General features: G+C 59.9%; 21 protein-coding genes. 13 read left to right on the forward strand and 8 right to left on the reverse strand.

Annotation, left to right across the window (positions count from 1 at the left end; translation table 11 throughout):
* The first annotated feature begins 83 nt into the window (after positions 1-83).
* The 5 genes from truA (at position 84) to glmM (ending at position 4911) form a co-directional block, all read left to right on the forward strand.
* Positions 84-1013 carry a tRNA pseudouridine(38-40) synthase TruA gene (gene truA, locus L7A20_RS04950; RefSeq protein WP_237222592.1) on the forward strand — a complete coding sequence of 310 codons (930 nt, stop codon included), beginning with the start codon at positions 84-86 and terminating at the stop codon, positions 1011-1013.
* 290 nt (positions 1014-1303) lie between these two features.
* Positions 1304-1747, forward strand: a complete 444-nt coding sequence (rplM, locus tag L7A20_RS04955; RefSeq protein ID WP_135013063.1) for a 50S ribosomal protein L13 — start codon at positions 1304-1306, stop codon at positions 1745-1747.
* A 35-nt stretch (positions 1748-1782) separates the two neighbouring features.
* Positions 1783-2271: a 30S ribosomal protein S9 gene (gene rpsI / locus L7A20_RS04960; RefSeq protein WP_135013062.1), complete on the forward strand. Its 489-nt coding sequence runs from the start codon at positions 1783-1785 to the stop codon at positions 2269-2271.
* 173 nt (positions 2272-2444) lie between these two features.
* Positions 2445-3530: a polyphosphate kinase 2 gene (ppk2, locus tag L7A20_RS04965; protein WP_237222593.1), complete on the forward strand. Its 1086-nt coding sequence runs from the start codon at positions 2445-2447 to the stop codon at positions 3528-3530.
* Positions 3531-3555: 25 nt separating this feature from the next.
* Positions 3556-4911 (forward strand): phosphoglucosamine mutase, encoded by a 1356-nt coding sequence (gene glmM / locus L7A20_RS04970; RefSeq protein WP_237204780.1) that lies wholly within the window; start codon positions 3556-3558, stop codon positions 4909-4911.
* A 192-nt stretch (positions 4912-5103) separates the two neighbouring features.
* On the opposite strand, the gene mscL is transcribed toward glmM, so the two are convergent.
* The 3 genes from mscL to coaA form a co-directional block, all read right to left on the reverse strand.
* Positions 5104-5484 carry a large conductance mechanosensitive channel protein MscL gene (mscL, locus tag L7A20_RS04975; RefSeq protein ID WP_237186002.1) on the reverse strand — a complete coding sequence of 127 codons (381 nt, stop codon included), beginning with the start codon at positions 5482-5484 and terminating at the stop codon, positions 5104-5106.
* 144 nt (positions 5485-5628) lie between these two features.
* The gene (locus L7A20_RS04980) at positions 5629-6393 is read right to left on the reverse strand and encodes a M15 family metallopeptidase (RefSeq protein WP_237186003.1); all 765 of its coding nucleotides are present in this window, start codon (positions 6391-6393) and stop codon (positions 5629-5631) included.
* Positions 6394-6443: 50 nt separating this feature from the next.
* A complete protein-coding gene (gene coaA / locus L7A20_RS04985; RefSeq protein ID WP_237186004.1) occupies positions 6444-7400 on the reverse strand; it encodes a type I pantothenate kinase in 957 nt (318 codons plus the stop codon).
* Positions 7401-7527: 127 nt separating this feature from the next.
* Between coaA and glmS the strand changes: the two genes are divergently transcribed.
* The 3 genes from glmS to L7A20_RS05000 all read left to right on the forward strand — a co-directional run bounded on the left by glmS (position 7528) and on the right by L7A20_RS05000 (position 10903).
* Positions 7528-9411 (forward strand): glutamine--fructose-6-phosphate transaminase (isomerizing), encoded by a 1884-nt coding sequence (glmS, locus tag L7A20_RS04990; protein WP_237222594.1) that lies wholly within the window; start codon positions 7528-7530, stop codon positions 9409-9411.
* A 129-nt stretch (positions 9412-9540) separates the two neighbouring features.
* Entirely contained in the window at positions 9541-9978 is a 438-nt protein-coding gene (locus L7A20_RS04995) for a holo-ACP synthase (protein ID WP_237222595.1), read from the forward strand.
* 1 nt (position 9979) lies between these two features.
* On the forward strand, positions 9980-10903 hold the full coding sequence (locus L7A20_RS05000; RefSeq protein ID WP_237222596.1) for an ADP-dependent NAD(P)H-hydrate dehydratase: 924 nt from the start codon (positions 9980-9982) through the stop codon (positions 10901-10903).
* Between the two features lie 56 nt (positions 10904-10959).
* On the opposite strand, the gene L7A20_RS05005 is transcribed toward L7A20_RS05000, so the two are convergent.
* The 3 genes from L7A20_RS05005 to L7A20_RS05015 form a co-directional block, all read right to left on the reverse strand.
* Positions 10960-12432 (reverse strand): sugar transferase, encoded by a 1473-nt coding sequence (locus L7A20_RS05005; protein WP_237222597.1) that lies wholly within the window; start codon positions 12430-12432, stop codon positions 10960-10962.
* 176 nt (positions 12433-12608) lie between these two features.
* Entirely contained in the window at positions 12609-13385 is a 777-nt protein-coding gene (locus L7A20_RS05010; RefSeq protein ID WP_237222598.1) for a phosphatase, read from the reverse strand.
* 10 nt (positions 13386-13395) lie between these two features.
* The gene (locus L7A20_RS05015; protein WP_237222599.1) at positions 13396-14601 is read right to left on the reverse strand and encodes a glycosyltransferase; all 1206 of its coding nucleotides are present in this window, start codon (positions 14599-14601) and stop codon (positions 13396-13398) included.
* Positions 14602-14717: 116 nt separating this feature from the next.
* Here L7A20_RS05015 and alr point away from each other — a divergent pair, with 116 nt between their 5' ends.
* From alr to tsaD, 5 genes are all read left to right on the forward strand, one after another.
* Positions 14718-15977 carry an alanine racemase gene (gene alr, locus L7A20_RS05020; protein ID WP_237222600.1) on the forward strand — a complete coding sequence of 420 codons (1260 nt, stop codon included), beginning with the start codon at positions 14718-14720 and terminating at the stop codon, positions 15975-15977.
* 3 nt (positions 15978-15980) lie between these two features.
* Positions 15981-16580, forward strand: coding sequence for a tRNA (adenosine(37)-N6)-threonylcarbamoyltransferase complex ATPase subunit type 1 TsaE (tsaE, locus tag L7A20_RS05025; RefSeq protein WP_237222601.1), 600 nt, complete (start codon positions 15981-15983; stop codon positions 16578-16580).
* 174 nt (positions 16581-16754) lie between these two features.
* A complete protein-coding gene (gene tsaB, locus L7A20_RS05030; RefSeq protein ID WP_237222602.1) occupies positions 16755-17432 on the forward strand; it encodes a tRNA (adenosine(37)-N6)-threonylcarbamoyltransferase complex dimerization subunit type 1 TsaB in 678 nt (225 codons plus the stop codon).
* A complete protein-coding gene (rimI, locus tag L7A20_RS05035) occupies positions 17432-17932 on the forward strand; it encodes a ribosomal protein S18-alanine N-acetyltransferase (RefSeq protein WP_237198929.1) in 501 nt (166 codons plus the stop codon). The genes tsaB and rimI overlap by 1 nt, the downstream gene beginning before the upstream one ends.
* Positions 17933-17948: 16 nt before the next feature.
* Positions 17949-19055 (forward strand): tRNA (adenosine(37)-N6)-threonylcarbamoyltransferase complex transferase subunit TsaD, encoded by a 1107-nt coding sequence (tsaD, locus tag L7A20_RS05040; protein ID WP_237222603.1) that lies wholly within the window; start codon positions 17949-17951, stop codon positions 19053-19055.
* 31 nt (positions 19056-19086) lie between these two features.
* On the opposite strand, the gene L7A20_RS05045 is transcribed toward tsaD, so the two are convergent.
* Complete coding sequence (locus tag L7A20_RS05045) at positions 19087-20229, reverse strand: glutamate--cysteine ligase (RefSeq protein ID WP_237222604.1); 1143 nt, start codon at positions 20227-20229, stop codon at positions 19087-19089.
* A gap of 110 nt (positions 20230-20339) precedes the next feature.
* A complete protein-coding gene (locus tag L7A20_RS05050) occupies positions 20340-21620 on the reverse strand; it encodes a class I SAM-dependent methyltransferase (protein ID WP_237222605.1) in 1281 nt (426 codons plus the stop codon).
* Positions 21621-21746 lie beyond the last annotated feature (126 nt).

Below are 21746 nucleotides of genomic sequence, written 5' to 3' on the forward strand. Positions count from 1 at the left end.
TTCCCCTCACACGGGGGAGAGCCGCCTTTGTCTGTAGCGGGTAAAGTGGAGTGAGCCTGTACCCCCGCCTTCTAAGGAGAGCCGTGACCGAAACCCCCGAGCCGCTATACGAGCCCCGCGTACGCGTGCGCCTTGATTTTGCCTACGACGGTGGCCCCTTCGCAGGCTGGGCCAAGCAGCCGGGGCTTATCACCGTCCAGGGAGTCCTCGAAGAAGCCCTGGCCCTTATCTTCCGCCGCCCTGTCTACACTACGGTAGCCGGGCGCACCGACGCCGGCGTCCACGCCCTGCACCAGGTGGTGCACTTCGATATTGCCAAGGACGCCTGGGAGCGACTACCCGGGCGCAGCCAGGACGCACCGGCGTCCGCCCTCCGCCGTAAATTGCGCGGGGCACTCAGCAGAGCTCTGGCAGATGCAGAGGCAGAGCTTGGAATACCATCCCGTCTACAGGGCTATATGCAGCGGGCGATCACGGTCAGTAGCTGCCAGGAGGTCCCAAGCGATTTCGATGCCCGCTTCTCGGCCCTGGAACGCTCCTACCGCTATCTGCTTGAAGACGGACAAGAAGATAAGGGCAGTAATCCGCTGAATCGGCAGATCGCCTGGCAAATCAACCCGATACTTGATCTTGATCTGATGAACCGCGCTGCCCAGAACCTCTTGGGCCTTAACGACTTCCTCTCCTTCTGTAAGCCCCGCGAAGGATCCACCACGATCCGCGAGCTGCGCGAACTCCGATTTATCCGGCGGGAGGACGGACTCATCGAGGCAAGCATCAGAGCAGACGCTTTCTGCCACAACATGGTGCGCACCCTCATCGCCTCACTGGTGATGGTGGGGGAGGGGAAAAAGGACGAAGCCTGGCTCATCTCCCGTATCGAAGAGCCCGTACGAGACTCCCAGGTGCGTCTATCTGCCCCGCGCGGTCTGGCCCTAGCCGCTATCACCTACCCAGAGGCGTCCGGCTACGCAGCCCAAAGCGAGAAAGCCCGAAACCTACGAACCCTCTAAATCACAAGCCTGTGATTTAAACGTGAGGTCGGTCAAAACCCCGTCTTTAAAGGGCAAGGACCTGGATTAAGAGACTGAAACTCTGTATAGTTTCATACGTTGTGCGTATACCGCCCTCATTTCGTACCCTGTTCTTCGGTCTAGTTGCAGGACAATAACGGGGAACAAGAGGTCTGAGGAAATCGGTACCGCAGATGCGTTTGGCCCTCACCCAAACCCTGCGTAAACGCACCTATGTAAACCAGCGCGATACCCAACTAGCGCTACAAGAAACGAGAAAAGGCGAAATTTTGCGCACTTACACTCCGAAGTCAGGCGACAACAACCGCCAGTGGCACATCATCGATGCCTCTGATGTTGTTCTCGGCCGTCTCGCAAGCCAGACCGCAATCCTGCTGCGCGGCAAGCACAAGCCCACCTTCGCACCCCACGTTGACATGGGTGACTCCGTCATCATCATCAACGCTGAAAAGGTTGCACTGACCGGTGCCAAGCTTGAGCAGAAGCGTGCCTACCGCCACTCCGGTTACCCCGGTGGTCTGAAGTCAGTCAACTACGCCGAACTGCTGGAAACCAACCCTGTTCGCGCCGTAGAAAAGGCTGTTAAGGGCATGCTCCCCAAGAACAAGCTGGCTGCCCAGCAGCTCAAGAACCTCAAGGTCTACGCAGGTTCCGAGCACCCCCACGCAGCTCAGCAGCCCAAGACCTACGAATTCACCCAGGTTGCCCAGTAATTCGGGCCTACGAAAGAACTATTAAAGGAGACATCGTGGCTCAGAACGAAGAGTACACCACCGAAGAAGAGCTCACCAGCTACACTTCCGAGTCCTCAGCACCCGTTGCTGAAAAGGCTGCCCGCCCCGCCCTGACCGTCGGTGGTCAGGCTGTTGGCCGTCGCAAGGAAGCCGTTGCCCGCGTCCGCCTGGTACCCGGTACCGGTAAGTGGACCGTCAACGGTCGCGAGCTCGACAACTACTTCCCCAACAAGCTGCACCAGCAGGAAGTAAACGACCCCTTCAAGCTGCTTGAACTCGAAGGCGCCTACGACGTCTTCGCACGTATCTCAGGTGGCGGCCCCTCCGGCCAGGCTGGCGCTCTGCGTCTTGGCGTTGCTCGTGCCCTGAACGAGATTGACGCTGAGAACAACCGCCCCGCTCTGAAGAAGGCAGGCTTCCTGACTCGCGACGCTCGCGTTATCGAGCGTAAGAAGGCTGGTCTTAAGAAGGCACGCAAGGCTTCACAGTTCTCAAAGCGCTAAGCTGCGATTACTGGGCCTACTGCTCAGATTTGTTGTCAAATGCCCCATTTCTCTTTGCAGAAATGGGGCATTTGCCTTGCCTGGCTTAGGGTCAAAAGACGTGTAACAGTGGGGTGTCTCACGTCTTATGCCTAAAATAGATGTGGAACATACACACGAGAGAAAGGGTGCCCATGGCATCTTCGAACACCACTCGCACTTCACGCTCCACCAAGGCCGCAGGCAAGGACGCCGCAACCGAGCTAGAAACTCCCAGCACCGAAGCTGCGGAGCAGGTTACCCCTGAACAGGCAACTGACTCCAAGAAGGAAGCCGTTAAAGCGGCTCTCACCAAAGAGACCCGCCGCGTATCGGTCGTAGAGGATTACAGCGCAGAGCTCGACGAAATTTCATCTCTGACCAAGAAACTCAGCGGTGACGGCGAGAAATCGGATGCCTGGAAGGCCGGCTACCCCTACGACAAGAAGCTTTCCCGTAAGGAATACGAGAAGGAAAAGCGAGCCCTGCAGATTGAGCTGCTCAAACTACAGCTCTGGGTCAAGGAAACCGGCCAGAAGGTACTGATTATCTTCGAAGGCCGAGATGCAGCTGGTAAGGGCGGTGCCATCAAGCGTTTCATGGAGCACCTGAACCCCCGCGGTGCCCGCGTGGTTGCGCTTGAAAAGCCCACCGACGTCGAGCAGACCCAGTGGTACTTCCAGCGATACATCCAGCACCTACCCTCCGGCGGCGAAATCGTGCTCATGGACCGCTCCTGGTACAACCGAGCAGGTGTTGAGCGCGTCATGGGCTACTGCACTTCCCAGCAGTACTACGAGTTCATGCGCGAGGTCCCCGAACTAGAGCGCATGCTGGTTAACTCTGGTGTCAAACTCATTAAGTTCTGGTTCTCCGTTACCCGTGCAGAGCAGCTGGCTCGCTTTAATTCTCGCCGCACCGATCCCGTACGCCAGTGGAAGCTATCGCCTACCGACCTGGCTTCCCTCGATAAGTGGGATGACTACACGGCAGCTAAAGAGGCTATGTTCTTCTACACCGACACCGGCGATGCCCCCTGGACCGTTGTGAAGTCTAACGACAAGAAGCGCGCCCGCCTCGAAGCTATGCGCCACGTGCTCAACCAGTTCGACTACCCCGATAAGGACCACGCCCTGGTCGGTTCTACCGACCCGCTGATTGTGGGCAAGGGCTCGGATGTTCTCGAGGACGATGTGCCCGAAAACCCAGAAGGTTTCCCCGTCCTACGCGAAGAAAAATAGAACTGAGCGCGTAGAATAATCAGTAATGTCTAGATTATTCGGAACCGACGGTGTTCGCGGCCTCGCTAACGAAGTGATTACTCCTGCTCTTGCTATGGAGCTTGCGCAGGCCGCATCCATCGTCCTTGGGTTCAATACGGTTAAAGAAGGTGTCCGCCCCAAGGCTGTTATCGCCCATGACTCCCGTATCTCAGGTGAGTTCATTGGCGCGGCAATGACCGCAGGCTTCGCAGCGTCAGGTGTTGACGTGCTCGATGCGGGTATGGTGCCCACCCCCGCCGCGGCCTACCTGGTGGCAAGCACAGAAGCCGACTTCGGCGTCATGATTTCTGCTTCCCACAACGCGGCTGAAGATAACGGAATTAAGTTCCTGGCTCGCGGCGGTAAGAAGCTGGATGATGCGATTGAGGACGCCATTGAGGCCCTCTACCGCTCTAAGGACTTCCGTTACCCCACCCACGGTGAGGTGGGGCGCGTCCGTCCGCTGACTGATGGTGAAGACCGCTACGTCACCCATCTGGTCTCAACCATGCCCGAGCACCGCCGCCTTAACGGCCTCAAGGTTGTATTGGACTGTGCTAACGGTGCCTCATCCGGGGTTTCTCCCGATGCCTTCCGCACCCTGGGCGCCAAGGTGTTTGTGATTGGTGCTGAACCCGATGGCATTAACATCAACGACGGTGTGGGCTCGACCCACCCCGAGAAGCTTCAGGAAGCGGTTGTTCGCCACAGTGCTGACCTGGGTATTGCCCACGACGGCGACGCCGATCGCTGTATGGCTGTCGATGAGCAGGGCAACCTGGTCGATGGCGATCAGATTATGTCGATTCTGGCGCTGTCGATGAAGGAAGCAGGAACCCTCAAGGATGACACCCTGGTCGCCACTGTCATGTCTTCACTGGGCCTGGAAATCTTCCTCAAGGAACACGGCATCAAGCTAGAGCGCACCGCTGTGGGCGACCGCTACGTGCTGGAATCCATGAACAAGAACGGCTTTAACCTGGGCGGTGAGCAGTCGGGCCACGTGATTATGTCGGACCATGCCACTACCGGTGACGGCGTGCTCACAGGTCTGCATCTGGCTGCTGAAATGGCCCGTACCGGCCTGCCCCTCTCTGAGCTGGCTAACCGCATGCAGGCAACCCCCCAGAAGCTGATTAACGTCAAGGGCGTTGACCGCGCTGGCGTGGCTGGCTGTGTGCCCCTGCAAGAAGCGATTAAGGACGCCGAAGCCCAGCTGGGCGATACCGGTCGAGTTCTGCTTCGCCCCTCGGGTACCGAACCCCTGGTGCGCGTCATGGTTGAAGCTGAAACCCAGGAGGTTGCCGATGCAACCGCCCAGGCTCTAGCCGACGTTGTGGCTCGTGAACTGGCTATCTAGGTAGCCTCCTCTTAGCCTCTGCCGGGCCCTGTTCTCCCTCACCGGGGGAGCGGTGCCCGGCTTTTTGCGCTCAAGCCTATACTTGTCTAACCTATGTGAGAAATTGTTTTCTCCGGTTATGCAAGAAACAACAGGGCATGAGAAAGCCCCGGTAGGTAACTACCGGGGCTTTCTCTATCAAAGGATAGAAAATTACTTGACGGTCAGAGCGTCGCGGATTTCCTTCAGCAGAGCAACCTGGGGATCCTCTTCCTCAACCTTTTCTTCAAGGTCGAGCTTGGCAGCACGACGCTCGTTGAACTTGTTGATGGGCATAACGATGCAGAAGTACAGGGCTGCTGCAACGATGAGGAAGTTAACAACTGCGGTCAGGAAGACACCGATTTTGACGTCGCCGAATGCTAGCCACTGATCGAAGGAGATATCTCCACCGGTCAGCATCGCGATGGCGGGCATCATGACGGACTCAACGAGAGAGTTAACTACTGCAGTAAAGGCGGTACCAATGATCAGACCGACTGCGAGGTCGATGACGTTACCGCGGGTGATGAAATCTTTAAAACCACTAAGCATGAGTTCAAGAATAGCGGTTTCTGCCAGCGGTGAACACCAATCTGAGCTGAAATTTTCGCTGTAAACCAGTGGGTTTACTCACAGGCTAGGGTAGCCTGCCAGCTTATGCTAAAAATTTGTAGGTTACCGACCGTCAACCCCTCACTAGGTACCCGTTTCTTGGTAGGTGGGGGCGGGCCCCGTACCCCAGAAATCTTCTAGCGTTTCAAACCCGGATTCCTTCAGTGCGGTGGCTTCGTCAACACCGATATAGCGCAAATGCCAGGACTCATACCAGTAGCCGGTGGTTTCGTGGTGCCACCAGGGGTAGCGCACTACAAAGCCATAGCGGTGGGCGTTCTCAGCTGCCCACAGGGCAGCTGCCGTGTCCTTGAAGCAGGGCTGGAGGTCGCAGGCGCCACCGGTTCCGATATCGAGGGCAAGACCCGTTTGATGTTCCGAATAACCGGGGCGGGCAGAAGCCACATCTGCCTGATCTGTACCGTACTGGGCAGCCCAGCTGGCGTAGGTTCCCTGCTGGGTCTCATACGACCTGTAGCCGCTGAGGGCCACCATGGGGGCACCAACTGCCGAAGCGTCAGCAAACATGCGGTGCGCTGCTTGCGCTGCCTCGGCACGAAGCAGGACGGAGCCAAACGGCTGTAAATCATCAGGAGCGTAGGTGAGAGGGGAGAGAGGATTGTGCTTATTGACGAGAACCGTCATCGATGATGCCGACTCAATATCGGCAGGACGGCGCGTGGCAGCCTGGCTAGGGGCAGCTGACTCAGCGCTCGCGCTAGAAGAAGGTGGTGCGCTCGAAGAAGCTACCTGCTGAGGAATGGAAGCCGCCACTGAGCTGGCAGACGACGGGGCGGCGTCCGGCTCAGTGGATGTGCTCTGACCGCAGGCGGTCAGCGACAGAGCCATGAGGCTACCCGCTAAAGCCAATGAAAAGTGTGAAAGATAAGAGCGCATACCTAGTTCTTCCGTAGCAGAACCTTACGAATCTTGTGATCATGGGACTTCTTCAAGATCAGTCGGGCTCGCCCACGTGTGGGGCGCACATTCTCTCGCAGGTTAGGTTCGTTGATAGAGCGCCAAATACTCAAAGCTAGCTCAACCGCTGCGTCCTCCGATAAATCGGCATACCGTTTGAAGTAGGAGTTGGGGTTGGTAAAAGCTGACCGTTGCAGCTTCAAAAACCGCTGCACATACCAGTGTTCGATGTCCCGTGTGGAAGCATCAACGTAGATAGAGAAATCAAAGAAGTCAGCCAGGCTTAGTGCCGAGCTTTTCTCGCTATCAAGCTTGGCTGGGGCTAATACATTTAAGCCCTCGACAATGAGAACGTCGGGGCTGGTAACCTCAATGCGCTCACCCTCTACGATGTCGTAGTAGAGGTGGGAATACTTAGGGGCGGTGACGAGGGGAGCACCTGACTTCACTTCTGACACAAACCTCAAGAGGGCACGGCGGTCGTAGGACTCTGGGAAACCCTTGCGTCCCATAAGCCCCCGGCGTTCTAACTCGGCATTGGGGTAGAGGAAGCCATCGGTCGTCACTAGCTGGACGTTCGGGGTTGAGGGCCAGCGCCGGAGAAGCTCCTGCAGGACGCGCGCGGTAGTGGACTTGCCGACAGCTACTGACCCTGCCACACCGATAATAAAAGGGACTTTCTGGCCTTGAAGGCCTAAAAAGTCGTTCGTCATGTGGTTAGCGCTCGCGGCTGCATTGACGTAGAGGTTGAGCAGTCGAGAAATAGGAAGATAAACCTGAGCCACCTCATCTAGGTCAATGGTCTCGCCCAGACCGCGAAGCTGCTGTAGTTCGTCCTCCGTCAGCGGAACCGAAATCTCGCTAGCGAGACGCGACCAGGTATCCCGGTCTAGCTCGGTAAAAGGAGAGTATTTAGAAGAAAGCGCGGACATGCTCATTTACATCAGTCTAGAGGTCGGAAGAAAGAGCACCTAATATGACAGAGGTCTATAGAGAGGCAATAGGTTGCGACACTGTGGCGAAGACTGCAGTGGGTCAGCGAATTCTTAGATGTAAGATGAAGGCATGTGTGGAATCGTAGGATACGTAAGTCTCGGCACTGCCGTAGACGGTAAGAAATTTGACCATACCGCATACGATGTGGTTCTCGAAGGTCTGCGCCGCCAGGAATACCGCGGCTATGACTCAGCCGGTGTCGCCCTCATTGGTGACAACGGCATTGAATTCCGTAAGAAGTCAGGCAAGCTTGTTAACCTCGAAGCCGAAGTAGAAGCTAACCCGCTGCCTGCTACCACTATCGGTATCGGTCACACCCGCTGGGCTACCCACGGTGGCCCTACCGACAATAACGCTCACCCGCACGTTGTAGACAACGGCCGCCTGGCAGTTGTGCACAACGGCATTATCGAAAACTTCGCAGAGCTGCGCGCTGAACTGGTTGAAGAAGGCTGTGAGTTCAAGTCACAGACCGACACTGAAATTGCAGCTAACCTGATTGCCTCCATCTACAACAAGCTGGAGAACAAGGACCTCACCGAAGCCGTCCGTCAGGCATCAAACCGCCTTGAAGGCGCCTTCACCATCCTGGTCATCCACGTTGACCACCCTGATCGTGTCGTAGCAACCCGTCGCAACTCACCCCTGGTTATTGGCCTGGGCGAAAACGAAAACTTCCTGGGCTCAGACGTCTCTGGCTTCATCGACTACACCAAGAAGGCAGTCGAAATGGGCCAGGACCAGATTGTTACCATCACCGGTAGCGACTACTCCATCATCGACTTCGAAGGTTTCCCCGCCAACGGCAAGGAATTCACCATCGAGTGGGACGCCGCTGCTGTTGAAAAGGGTGGCTACGACTCCTTCATGGAGAAAGAAATCCACGAGCAGCCCGCAGCCGTGCGCGATACCCTGCTGGGCCGTCTGGACGAAAAGGGTAACCTGACCCTCGACGAACTTAAGATTGACGACGCCACCCTGCGTTCCGTCAACAAGATTATCGTTGTCGCCTGTGGTACCGCCGCCTACGCTGGCCAGGTAGCCCGCTACGCTATCGAGCACTGGTGCCGCATCCCCACCGAGGTCGAGCTGGCCCATGAGTTCCGCTACCGTGACCCCATCGTAGATGAGAAGACCCTGGTCGTTGCCCTCTCCCAGTCCGGCGAAACCATGGACACCCTCATGGCAGTGCGCCACGCCCAGGAACAGGGAGCCAAGGTTATTTCAATCTGTAACACCAACGGCTCAACTCTGCCCCGTGAATCCGATGCAGCTCTCTACACTCACGCGGGCCCCGAGATCGCAGTTGCATCCACCAAGGCCTTCCTCTCGCAGATTGCTGCTGCCTACCTGCTCGGCCTCTACCTGGCCCAGCTGCGCGGCAACATGTACAAGGATGAAATCCGTACCATCCTTGAAGAGCTGCAGAAGATGCCCGAGAAGATTCAGGCTGTTATCGACAATGAGCAGCAGGTCAAGGATCTCGGCACCTCTATGAAGGACGCCAAGTCCGTGCTCTTCCTGGGCCGCCACGTTGGCTTCCCCGTAGCGATGGAAGGCGCCCTGAAGCTCAAGGAAATCGCCTACCTGCATGCCGAAGGCTTCGCAGCGGGCGAGCTCAAGCACGGCCCCATCGCCCTTGTCGAAGAAGGCCAGCCCATCTTCGTCATCGTCCCCTCACCCAACGGCCGCGACTCCCTGCACTCCAAGGTTGTTTCTAACATCCAGGAAGTCCGCGCTCGCGGTGCAGTGACCATCGTTATCGCAGAAGAGGGCGATACCGCTGTTGAGGAACATGCAGATCACATCATCCGCATCCCCGCCTCACCCAGCCTGCTCCAGCCCCTGCTGTCCACCGTGCCCCTGCAGATCTTTGCATGCTCTGTGGCTCACGCGAAGGGCTACGACGTTGACCAGCCCCGTAACCTGGCTAAGTCAGTAACCGTCGAGTAAAGCTTCTCTACACGAGTAGAGATAGGAACCCCGTACCCGGTAGGGTGCGGGGTTCGCTCTTTAAACTGATAGGCGGGAACGTAGAATGGGCAAGAGAAAGATGCTTTAGAAGGAGCGAAGAGAGAGCCTATGATTATTGGTACCGGTACTGACGTGGTCAATATAGATCGGTTCGCTGAGCTCTTAGAACGTACCCCAGCCCTACGGGAGCGGCTCTTTGCGCCGGGGGAGCGGGGGTTGCCCGTCCGCTCCCTAGCCGCCCGCTTTGCGGCTAAGGAGGCCGCTGCCAAGGCCTTGCGGGCCCCTGCGGGTTTGAACTGGCAGGATTGCTGGGTGGAGAAGGACGCGGACGGCGCCCCCTACCTGGTCGCAGAAGGGACGGTTGCCCGGCGAGCTGCTGAACTGGGGATCAACCGCTGGCACCTCACGATGAGCCATGATGAACCTATAGCTACCGCAACCGTTGTGGCAGAGTACCTGAGCGACAGTGACCTGTTGAACCTGTTGCGTTTAGATCCCTCTGCCCGGGGGCTGCTGTTAGCTCGCCCGGTAGAAGAGGGGAACTAGAGTGGTTAGCGCCAAAGAATTGACCCACGGGGACGTCGAACAATATGTCACTTGCCCTACTTCTTCCTCCCATAAGTACACCCGCGGGGTGTTAGGCCTGCTGACCGGGAGCGATACCTACCCGGGTGCTGCCCTCATGTCTGCCCGCGCTGCCGTCAATACCGGGGTCGGCATGGTGCGGTTTGCTGGAACGTCCTCCCTGAACTTCCAGGTACAGCTGGCCGTGCCTGAAGCTGTATGCAGCGTGGGCGAAGCCGAGAAACTACACATAGATGCCTGGGCTCTTGGCTCAGGTATCGCCGGAGAATCACGAGAAGCTGAAGCCCTGGCCGTCCTTGCAGGAGGGCAGCCGGCTGTTATTGACGCAGGGGCAGTATCCCTAGCTGCCCGGCTGGTGGCTGACGGGCTAGAGCTGACGGCACACCATATTCTGACGCCTCATGCCGGTGAGCTGGTCGATGCCCTGACCTGGATTTTTGCCTTGGCACCGTCCGCGCTCTATGCCGTGGATCCTGAGCTCACCGAGCCACCCAGCCGGGAGCATGTCGAAGCTGACCCGGACCGCTTTGCCCGCCTACTGGCTCAGGCAACGGGGGCAACTGTTCTGCTTAAGGGCAGCACGACCATCTTCGCCGCACCCACCGGTGAGCTCTTTCAGATAACCAGCGAGAACCACTGGCTGGCCACCGCCGGTAGCGGGGATACTCTTACCGGTATTCTGGGGGCTCTTCTTGCCCGCTATCAGGCAGAAGAATCCAAGCCCGGTGCCCTCTCAACTGACTACGCCAGGTTAGCGGGGGCGGCCGTCCGGGTCCAGCAGTTAGCAGCAGGCCTGGTGCACGGAGCAGGGATTTCTGGCCCCACGCCACCTACCCTGGTGGCCCAGAAGATCCCAGAGGCCGTTGCCATATTCCTTGAGCGGTAGAGCCTATACCAAAGGCCGGTTACCCTAACGGTAACCGGCCTTCTTACATACGAGTTCTAGTAGGCGCCGTCCTTGGCGAAGACCGCGCGGACGGTGCGGAAGAGAATGACGATATCGCTCATAACCGACCAGTTCTCAACATAGTAGAGGTCTAGGCGAATAGACTCTTCCCAGGAAAGATTCGAGCGGCCAGAGACCTGCCAGAGGCCGGTAATGCCGGGCTTGACCAGCAGGCGGCGGTAGGCGTCCTCTTCGTACTGCTCAACCTCAGAAGGTAGCGGAGGGCGGGGGCCTACCAGCGACATATCGCCGACAAAGACGTTCCAGAGCTGGGGAAGCTCATCGATAGAGTACTTGCGGATGAACTTGCCGATCTTAGTGATGCGGGGGTCGTCTGCCATCTTGAAGAGCACCCCGTTACCCTCGTTCTGATCCATGAGCTCCTTTTTGAGCTCTTCGGCGTTGGTTACCATGGAGCGGAACTTAATCATGTGGAAAGGAGTGCCGCGGTAGCCGACGCGTTCCTGCAAGAAGAAGATGGGGCCACCGTCCTTCTTGACCAGCAGGGCAACCGGAACCAGCAGGGGGGCCAGGAAAATCAGACCAAGGCCTGAGGCTACAACATCGATAGCTCGCTTAATCAGGGCCTGCATGCCTTCGATGCGGGGAGTGTGAACGTGAATTAGGGGCACGCCGTTGAGGGGCTGGGTATGGATGCGGGGGCCAGCGATATCGGTCATGGCAGGTGCCATGATAAGTGCGACGTGGGCGGCCGCCAGCGCCCAGCCCAGACGGCGCAGCTCTGTGGGGTTGAGGCCGTGACCGGTGGAGACAGCTACCGCGTGAATATTGTTCTCACGGACTACCTTGAGGACCTCGGCTGCATCGGGCGAGTAGCCCAGGGTCGGGATAGCCCCCTCGGCGAGCTGGGTGCCCGGACGTGAACGAGGCAGGTAGGCTGCTACCGGCGAGAGGCCTGAGGTGCGGGCCCCCTGGAGGGTCTTGTAGAGGTGCTCGCCCGAGGCTGAGTCACCGATAATCATGACGCGGGAAAGCGCGCGCCCCTTATATCGCCAGTGAACGAGCCAGCGGCGGATGCCCCAGCGGGCGCAGAGAAGCAGAACAATGCCGATGGGGTAGGCCAGCATAACGTAGGTGCGGGCAAAATCAATTTTGGTCAGGTAGGAGAAAATTGCGATGACCGCGAAGAAGTAGGTTGTCGCTTTAGTGACGAGTCGGTATTCATCGACGCCATGGCCCAGGTAACGGATGTTGCGGCTATTGGCGATTGACAAGACAAAGAACCAAATCATGCCAAAAACGATGCCGGTTCCCACATACCCAAGCGGAAGGGGAGTGCGGGATACAACTTCGGTGTTTTGAAAGCCGAAGCTGACGATATGCGACACCGTGATAGCCACCGCAATAGCCAAAATGTCGACTAGGTAAAGCGCAGCTTTGACCTTGGGATGCCAGGTGCGGCGGTTACGGGTTTCTGCCCACCGCTCCTCAATGTACTGTTCGTTCACTAGTGTGTATTCCCCTAAAGATGGTGCCTGCGCCGGGTGCGAGAGTGAGGTGGGCAGACCTGTACGATTAGGCTTTTAATACTACAGTGTCAGCTGGCTTAAGAGCAGGTAGATATCCTGAAATATGCTTCACACTTTCAGGTGAAAGTAACTTGTTAGTGCTGGTCAGAGTGTTCTTAGCGGGTAAGTCCAGCTTCATGCAGGATAAAATCGATCACCGGTTCGTAGAGGTGGGGCGTGACGTTATCGTCCATGGGCACCGCAACGAGTATCTGACCCTGTTCGGCGGAGACGAACAGCCCGGGGTCGTTGCAGTCAGCGATACCGATGGTCGGAATCCCAGCGGACGCCGCATAGCCGGCAAGCCCGTGATCGGCGACAACAAGATTGGGAGTAATTCCCCGTTCTTGAAGCTGGGCGAGCGCTAGCTGCATAGGGCCGGGGAAGTGAGTGTGCTGCAGGTTGCCGTACTGCTCGAACATGATAACGTCAAAGATTTGGCGGATATCGCCGTCAAGAAAGCGGTCGCCCTCCTCGATGGTCAGGACGGTCGCGCCGTGGGCTTTGGCCGCTGCTGCAAGTCGGGCGTAGATAGGGAAGAGGCCTGCGGGGTGGCCGGTAGCAAAGAGCAGGCTTTTGCCCGCCCGTACTGCGTCACCGAAGATGTGGGCGTACTCGGTGAGACCGTCGATACAGAGGTCAGCGCTGATGGTGTCTTGGCCCTCCCTATGGTTGGGGTCGGAGCTGGTGCCGACCCTGCGCGCCATCAGCTCGAAGATATCGTCGACGGTCCAGTTCCTGGTCCACTTCACACCGAATTCTAGGTGCTCGTTGCCCTCAACAAAGCCCTTCATATGGGCGAGGTTGTTCTCACGGGCGGTTGCTACCTGCCCGGTGATGCGCGAATTATCGAGGTAGGCTGCGAATTCTTGGCGGGTCATGGAAAAGGTCATGGGTTTCCTCCTAAGAGCGGGCAAGGGACTGGTAGAGCTGAATAAGGGCCTGGGCTGTTGCTTGCCAGGTAAAGTCGTGGGCGCGCCGGGCCCCGGCCTGTCCTAAGGCGTGTCGAAGCTGCGGGTCTTTCACGAGCTGCTCGATGGCGTCCGCCCAGGCGGCGGGCGTCCGCTGGGCTACCAACAGACCGGTGACGCCGTCAGCTACTGCCTCCCTGAGCCCGTCCACCTTGCTGGCGAGCACCGGGGTGCCGCAGGCAGAGGCCTCCAAGGCAACCAGGCCAAACGTTTCTGAGGATGAAGGGCAGGCTACGATATCGGCCTTTCGGAAAGCCTGGGCGAGGTCGGGGGCAGTCATCGAGGGAAGCAGACGGACGCGGTCACCTAATCCCAGCTCTTCTGCTCGGGTAGCGAGACCCTGCTCATAGCTTGTGCCGGAGGTCCCAATGATGTCGAGGGTAACGCCCAGCTCCCCCGGAAGCAGGCCGAGGGCTTCAACCAGCAGGTGAGGGCCCTTGAGGTGCTGGGGGCGGCCGGCAAAGACCAGGTGGGCTGCGCCGTCCTGCCCTTCGTGAAGAGGGCGGAGGCCATCGCTCGGGGAGAAAACAGAAAGGTCAACACCGGGGGCTACCGTTACCAGCTGGGATTCTTGTGCCCCGTAGAAGTCGCGCATCTGGGTAGCCTCATACTCTGTATTCACTACCAGGGCAGCGGCTCTACGCACCAACGCCTGCTCGCCCCGCAAACGCACCTCGGGTTCCGGGCGCTCGCCCTCACCCAGCCGGGCATTTTTGGCAGCTGCGGTGGTGTGCATTGTATGAACGAGCGGTACCTGCGGGTAGGCTGCAAGGGCCGCCAGGCCCGAGAGCCAGTAGTGGCTGTGAACCAGCTGGGGCGGTCGCGACGCTATAGCCCGAACGGCCATAGCAAAGCCCGGAACCAGCTCAGGTAAATCTTCCTTACGGGCTCCTTCAGCCTCAGGCAGGTAGAGAGCGGTAACGGTAGCCCGCTCGTGATACCGTACCTGCCCAGCTTGCTGGCGGTCGGTTGCCAGCGTAAAAACTTCCACGGTCAGCTGGGGGTTGACCTCAAGAAGAGCCGCCAAAGAACGCTCAATATAGACGTTCATGCCGCCGGCATCCCCTGACCCGGGTTGGGCCAGGGGTGAGGTATGCAGCGAAAAGATATGCAGGTGCAGCGGAAAAGAAAAACTCACACCTCTACTCTACCCCTGCCACATCTGCCCGTGCTCTGTAGGCGTCAGCGCAGGTGCGCTAACGGCAAACTCAACTAAGCTAGAGAAGAAAAGACCCTACGCCCAAGGATGACACCGTGTCTATCGACAGCCTCTACCGCGCCCACGGCTTCGTGCCCCTTGACGCTCCCACAGACGCAGAACGCCTGGCCATCATCGATCTGGATGCCGTCGAACATAACGTCCGGCGCATCAAAGCCCTCATCGGGCAGCGCGCCCTCATTGCCGTGGTCAAAGCGGACGCCTACGGGCACGGGGCTCTCGACGTAGCCCGATCAGCGGTGGCGGCAGGAGCTGACTACCTGGGGGTCGTCCACGTCAAAGAAGCCCGCACCCTCCGAGCCGGTGGCGTTACGGCTCCCATTATCGCCTGGCTCCATACCCCCCGAACCGACTTTGCTCAAGCCCTGGCAGACAATCTCGAACTGGGCGTCTCAAGCACCTGGGAACTTGACGCCATTGCAACCGCCTACCGTGACAGCGGGCAGCAAGAGCCCGTCAAGGTCCATCTCAAAGTAGATACCGGCCTCGGCCGCAACGGCGTGACCATGAGTGAACTACCGGCGCTCGCCGCCGCCGCCCGCCAGCTCGAAGAGGGCGGGGTGCTGCAGGTAGTCGGGGTCTTCTCCCACCTGGCAGTAGCCGATGAGCCAGAACGTACCGAAACAGCCGAACAATCCCAGACCTTCGACCGGGCTTTAGGCCTCCTACACTCCGCCGGTCTGCGCCCGACCCTGCGCCACCTCGCTAACACTCCTGCAACCTTCAGCGCGGCGTCCGTCGGCGCTGAAGAAGGCCTGCTGCGGGACGCCGTCCGGGTTGGTCTCGGTCTCTACGGGCTGTCACCCCTGCCCGGGCAGACCCCAGCAGACCTGGGACTCAAGCCGGTCATGCACCTGCAAACCTTCATCAACGCAGTCAAGGAAGTCCCCGCAGGCCAGGGCGTCTCCTACGGCCTTAACTACGTGACCGACAAGCCCACGACCCTGGCCCTAGTGCCGGTTGGCTACGCGGACGGCGTTCCCCGAGTCGCAACCGGCGGGCCGGTCCGTATCTACCCGGCATCCGGCCCGGCCCGAACCTACCGAGCAGTGGGTCGAATCGCCATGGACCAGCTGGTCGTAGACCTCGGCGAACCCGGTTTGGCTGACCCCGCAGCTGGCTTCCTGGGTGCCCCCGCCGTCCTCTTCGGAACCGGCGACAACCCGCCAGTCACCGACTGGGCAGAAGCGGCTGGAACCATCAACTACGAAATCGTCACCCGCATCTCCCCGCGCGTCACCCGCATCAGCGTCGGCGGATCCTGGCGCCAGCGCGACACCGAAAGCGAGCAGTAAACCGTGACCGACCGCGTCCTTGACCTCGAAATCACCGGCCCCGAGCACACCCGCGCCATCGCCCTGGCCCTGGCCCCCCTCCTCACCGCGGGCGACGTCCTGATTCTCACCGGCGAACTGGGAGCCGGAAAAACTACCTTTACCCGCTCCCTGGGTGAGGGGCTTGGCGTGCGCGAAGGCGTCATTTCTCCCACCTTTGTGCTCTCCCGCGTGCACCCCAACCTGCCCGACGGCCCCCGCCCCGGCGGGCCCGACCTTGTGCATGTGGATGCCTACCGACTGGCCAGCGCCGAAGAGCTGGACGATCTCGACCTGGAATACTCCCTGGATCGCTCCGTCACCGTCATTGAATGGGGCCGCGACAAAGCCGAGCACCTGTCAGACTCTATTCTCGATTTGGAATTTACCCGCGTGACAGGCGCAGACCTGGCCGAAACCGACCCCTATGCCCTCTACGCCCCGGGAAGCTGGGAAGAAGACGACGAGGACGACGGAGCCCCCGAACCGCGCCGCCTCCGCCTCATCGGAAGCGGACCCCGCTGGGAAAATGCTTGGGATGAGATGGTAGAGAAGCTGAGCGGTAGCGGGGCGGAGGGCGCATAGGGGCTTTTGGGAACACCGCGGGCTCGCGCTCGCTGCCGACCCTCTCGCATGGTTCGCTTCGCTCACAATGCGATTCACGCCAGCCGCCGAGCCAGCAGCTTCGCTGCGAGCCCGCGGTGCTTCAGGAAATACCTATCACATAGTCTCCGAGCCTAGACACGCTAGACTGGTGGGGTGCTTATTCTTGCTCTTGATTCATCCGCTATTGCTTCTGTCTCCCTGGGGCGCCTGGACGGGCAGACCCTGACCCTGCTCGCCTCACGGTCAACCGAAGACACCCGCTCTCACGCCGAAGTGATGGCTCCCTTCGTCACCGAAGTATTGGCTGAAGCCGGAGTAACAGGCCAAGACATTGACGCTGTGATAACCGGTACCGGCCCCGGCCCCTTTACCGGTCTACGCGCCGGCATCGTCACTGCCCGCTCCCTGGCCTTTGCCTGGAACAAGCCCCTCTACGGAATCATGAGTCTTACTGCCCTCGCCGAACGTGCGGAAGGTACCGCGCGGGCGTCCGGTCATACCCGTTTTCTTGTCGCCTCAGATGCCCGCCGCAAGGAAATATACTCGGCTGTCTATGAACTAACCGAGAGCGGCTACCAGTTGGAGAGTGGCCCCACCGTCGGCCCGGCCAGCGAGGCCCCCGCCCTGCCTGCCTACGGGTTTGGGACCTCCCTTTACCCGGAGTCCCTGGATGCCCAGCCCGGCTTTGAGCATACCCATCCGGACGCCGCCGCCCTGCTGGCAGCCGCTGCCCGCCTGGGCCTGGCCAATCTCAGCACTGATACGAGCGCCCTCTACCTGCGCGAATCCGATGCCAAGGTGCCGGCCGCCCGCAAGAAGGCCAGTGTCTAATGCTACTGACTGACCTCCCCACGGGTCTGGCCGACGGAGCCCAAGCCAGGGAAATGACCCTGCACGATGTCCCAGCTGTCCATACCCTAGAACTCGACCTTTTCCCGGCCGACGCCTGGCCCCTGGACATGTTCCTTGCCGAAATCACCCACGAAACCCGGGGATATGTCGTCCTGGAGATACCTACAGAAACCGGTCCGCAGGTTATCGGTTATGCCGGGCTCATGAGCGTAGCCGACACCGCCGACGTGCAAACCATCGCTGTTGCCCCCGCCTACGAGGGGCGCGGCTACGGGCGGGCTCTGCTCGATTTTCTCGCCCGTGAAGCAGCCGCCCGCGGCGCTGAACAGATACTACTGGAGGTACGCGCCGATAACCCCCGGGCCCAGGACCTCTACCTGAAAAACGGTTACCAGCAGATCCATGTGCGCCGCCGCTACTACAACGACGGGGTCGATGCCCTCATCATGCGCCGCGACCTCACCCAACAGACCGCCTAGCAAGGAGAAACCAGCCATGACCGCTAAAACCGAACCCCTGGTGCTGGGTATTGAGTCCTCCTGCGACGAAACCGGCATTGGCATTGTGCGGGGCTCAACCCTGCTGACCAACACCGTCTCGTCCTCCATGAACGAGCACGTGCGCTTTGGCGGGGTCATCCCTGAAATTGCCTCCCGAGCCCATCTGGATGCCATGGTTCCGGCCCTGCAAGCAGCCCTGGACGAAGCCCAGGTCAGCCTGGACGATCTGGACGCTATTGCCGTGACCGCTGGCCCCGGCCTGGCCGGTGCCCTCATGGTGGGGGTCTCTGCGGCCAAGGCCCTGGCTACCGCCACCGGCAAGCCCCTCTACGGCATCAACCACCTGGTTGCCCACGTGGGCGTGGGCCTGCTCGATGATTGCGGGATTGAGGGGCACACCGCTGATTTTCTGGACGGCCTGCCGAGCGAGGGAATTGGCGCCCTGCTGGTCTCCGGCGGGCACACCGAAATCCTGGCTGTGCGTGACATTACCGGGGATGTTGAGTTGCTGGGCGCGACCCTGGACGACGCCGCCGGTGAAGCCTACGACAAGGTGGCCCGCCTGCTGGGCCTGCCCTACCCGGGTGGGCCGGTGATTGACCGGGTTGCTGCGGACGGCAACGGGGCGGCTTTCGCCTTCCCCCGGGGCCTGTCGACCCGCAAGTTTATGGGCACCGCTGAGGAGCCCGGTCCCCACCGCTATGACTTTTCTTTCTCGGGTCTAAAGACCGCTGTTGCCCGCGTCGTTGAGGGCTTTGAGGCTCGGGGTGAAGAGGTTCCGGTTGCTGATATCGCAGCTTCTTTCCAGGAAGCTGTGGTCGACGTTATTACCAAGAAAGCTATGCTGGCCTGCACTGAACGCGGTATCACCACCCTGCTGTTGGGCGGGGGAGTGGCCGCTAACTCCCGCCTGCGTGAGCTGACTGCCCAGCGTTGCGCTGAGCACGGTATCAAGCTGGTCATTCCCCAGCTGAGCCTGTGCACCGATAACGGGGCCATGGTGGCGGCTCTGGGCGCCCGTCTAGTATCTGAGGGGCGGGCACCGTCGGGTATCGACTTCACGGCAGACTCGTCCCTGCCCGTCACTAAGATTTCGCTCTAGCCGGAGAAAGCACGGGTTGCTGGGTGGAAGGCTACAGCCCCTCGGTAGCTTGTGCGGCCAGGTCGTCCACCACAGCCTGCAGGTTTCCGCCGTTTTCGGCGGCGACACGACGCTGACGCTGATAGCCAGCCCCGGCCAGGCAGATACGCTCCACATCAGCCAGTTCGGTAGAGCATCCCAGGTCAGAGGCAATAGCCTCCAACTTATTCAGAAGCCCCAGGGTGTCTTCGGTGACCAGGCGCTCGGTGTTCTGGTTATCGAGAATGACGATGGCCTCGGTGCCGTAGCGGGCAGCCCGCCACTTGTTCTCTTGCACGTGCCAGGGTTTGAGGGGCTCAATTCGCTTGCCCGCATCGAGCTGGCGGGAGAACCACTCCACCAGGCACTGGGTAAAGGCGGTCAGGGCCGTGATGTCGCGAATAGAGGCCAGCCCGTCGTAGGCCCGCATTTCTACCGTGCCGTATTTGGGTACGGGGCGGACGTCCCACCGGTTTTCGCTGGGGTCGTCGATGACGCCGGTGACCGCCAGGTCGTTAAGGTAGTCCTCGTAGTCTTCCCAGCGTTCGAAGGTGAAGGGGAGACCTGAGGTGGGTAGCTGCTGGAAAATCTGGGCTCGTTGGGAGGCAAACCCTGTGTCTTCTCCCTCCCAGAAGGGGGAGGACGCCGACAGAGCCAGTAGGTGGGGGTAGAAGTTTGTGAGTCCGTTGAGTACCGGTAGGGCTTTATCGCGAGAATCAACCCCGGTGTGTACGTGTACCCCGTAGATAATTTGGCGGCGGCCCCAGAACTGTGAGCGGTCGAGCACCCGCAGGTAGCGATCCTTATCAACGACTTTTTGGTCCAGGGCCCGGGAGAAGGGGTGGGTTCCGGCTGAGAAGAAGGCTAGGCCCAGCTGGTCGGTTACATTTTTCAGGACGCCGGTGGCCTGGGAGAGCTGGTCTGCGGCCTCCGCCGGGGTTCGGCAGATACCGGTAACGAGCTCAACGGTATTATTCAAAAATTCGCCGGTGATATGGGCCCGGTCCGGGGCTGCTTCAAGAACCTGCGGGTGCTGTTCTTTCAGTAGCGCTAGCACTTCGTCTGCGCGGGATGCCAGTTCGCGGGTTTTGGGGTCGACGAGGGCGACCTCCCATTCCACACCAATCGTGGACTGGTCTGATGGGTGAAAAATCATGCGCTGGCTCCAGGGTCTCGGTGCGGTGCTGGTTCTATCTTAGGGGCAGGGGCTAGCGCAGAAGAATCCGGCTCACTCTATGACGCTACTGGTGAGATAGACGTAATAAACTAGGCCGGTTCGGCCCAGATGGCCAGGCGCTGGGAGGCTGCGCCCTCGCCCAGACGGGTCAGAATCAGGGTGGCTTCGCGGCCAGCCGTCCCCTTTTTCTTTTTCACCCCGGCGAGTAGGGTGGCCCGGAGCTTTTCGGGAATCACATCGACTCCCCGCTTTTTGACGGTCAGGGTGGTAATACCCTGCTCTTTGACCCAGCGGCGCAATTTTTTCTCGTTGAGGGGCATGGTACCCAGGACGCGGTAGGCCCGGCCTAGCGGGCTAGGGGCGGGGGAGTCTGAGGTTAGGTAGGCGATATTTTCATCAAGCAGGGTAGCCCCAATCGCTCGGGCGAAGTCTGCCACCAGATGAGACCGTACTACCGCGCCGTCGGGCTCAATCAGGTAAGCACCCAGCTCAGTGATCTCAACCGGCTCTTCATCAGCTGACGCTGCAAGCGGTGAACTTATCTCACCCAGCACCTGCCGGGTGGTGGCGTCCGCCCCTAGAACTGTAGCTGATCGGGCAATCCCGGGGCGGGCTAGGGCGTTGAACCAGAGCAGCACCTCAACCACGGACCCGCCGTGGCTGACCCACTCGGCCTCCACCCCGCTTGGAATGGCCTCGTGGGGCAGGCCCGGCCCCAGCTTGACCCCCATAGGAATTCCGGTTGACGCCAGCTTCTGCAGGAAGGAAAAGGGCGGGGAGAAAGCTTCGGGGTCAAAAAGGCGGGAGGTGGTAGAGCCACCTTCAATCTCTCGGCGGGCTGGGTCTAGCCAGAGGGCGGCGACGCGCTCGCCGCTCACGGTGGTGAGTTTTTCGAGCTCAATGTCTTCCACATTGCCCACGAGTACCTGGGCGGACGGGTAGGGGGAGAGATTGTGGGCGGTGAGGGCTGCTGTAGCGGGGTCGAGCTCAACGGACGTCACCGCTAACCCTGCGCGGGCAAAGGCGAGGGAGTCTGCCCCCAGGCCGCAGCCTAAATCAGCAACTGAGTTGAGTCCGGCCTCGACGAAGCGGGCGGCGTGGTGGTTGGCGACGGCGGCGCGGGTTGCCTGCTCATAGCCGGCCTCGGTGAAAAGCATGTGGGAGGCTTCTTCCCCGAACTTGGTAGCCCCCAGCGTGCGAAGACGGGCCTGGGTTAGCAGGGCTGATGAGTCCTCGGCGCTGATGCCCTGGGTCCGGAGCCTAGAGACCGCCTGCAGGGAGTCAACGGGGTTGTAGGGGACGAGCTGGTCAAGGGTTGCTAGCTGGTCAGCTGAGAAAGGGGGGGCGCCGGCGCGGGGGAAAAAGGTCATGTGTCCAGTTTAAAGGTTTGGGCGGGGAAGACCCGCTGGTTCAGAAAGAGGAGGGGCGGGGGAAGACCCGCTGAAAGCCGACTGGCTGGGTCTGGCGTGAATCGGGCGAGCCGGAGGGGCAGGGGG

It is taken from the genome of Rothia nasimurium (genome assembly GCF_928381415.1).
In the GTDB taxonomy this organism is placed as follows: Bacteria; Actinomycetota; Actinomycetes; order Actinomycetales; family Micrococcaceae; genus Rothia; species Rothia nasimurium_H.

Excerpts from the sequence above, each read along its gene's own strand:
- mscL (WP_237186002.1), bottom strand. The coding sequence starts at position 5,484 with ATGCTTAGTGGTTTTAAAGATTTCATCACCCGCGGTAACGTCATCGAC.
- L7A20_RS04980 (WP_237186003.1), bottom strand. The coding sequence starts at position 6,393 with ATGGCTCTGTCGCTGACCGCCTGCGGTCAGAGCACATCCACTGAGCCG.
- ppk2 (WP_237222593.1), top strand. The coding sequence starts at position 2,445 with ATGGCATCTTCGAACACCACTCGCACTTCACGCTCCACCAAGGCCGCA.
- L7A20_RS05045 (WP_237222604.1), bottom strand. The coding sequence starts at position 20,229 with ATGATTTTTCACCCATCAGACCAGTCCACGATTGGTGTGGAATGGGAG.
- L7A20_RS04995 (WP_237222595.1), top strand. The coding sequence starts at position 9,541 with ATGATTATTGGTACCGGTACTGACGTGGTCAATATAGATCGGTTCGCT.
- L7A20_RS05050 (WP_237222605.1), bottom strand. The coding sequence starts at position 21,620 with ATGACCTTTTTCCCCCGCGCCGGCGCCCCCCCTTTCTCAGCTGACCAG.
- L7A20_RS05010 (WP_237222598.1), bottom strand. The coding sequence starts at position 13,385 with ATGACCTTTTCCATGACCCGCCAAGAATTCGCAGCCTACCTCGATAAT.
- coaA (WP_237186004.1), bottom strand. The coding sequence starts at position 7,400 with ATGAGCATGTCCGCGCTTTCTTCTAAATACTCTCCTTTTACCGAGCTA.
- glmM (WP_237204780.1), top strand. The coding sequence starts at position 3,556 with ATGTCTAGATTATTCGGAACCGACGGTGTTCGCGGCCTCGCTAACGAA.
- glmS (WP_237222594.1), top strand. The coding sequence starts at position 7,528 with ATGTGTGGAATCGTAGGATACGTAAGTCTCGGCACTGCCGTAGACGGT.
- rimI (WP_237198929.1), top strand. The coding sequence starts at position 17,432 with ATGCTACTGACTGACCTCCCCACGGGTCTGGCCGACGGAGCCCAAGCC.
- tsaD (WP_237222603.1), top strand. The coding sequence starts at position 17,949 with ATGACCGCTAAAACCGAACCCCTGGTGCTGGGTATTGAGTCCTCCTGC.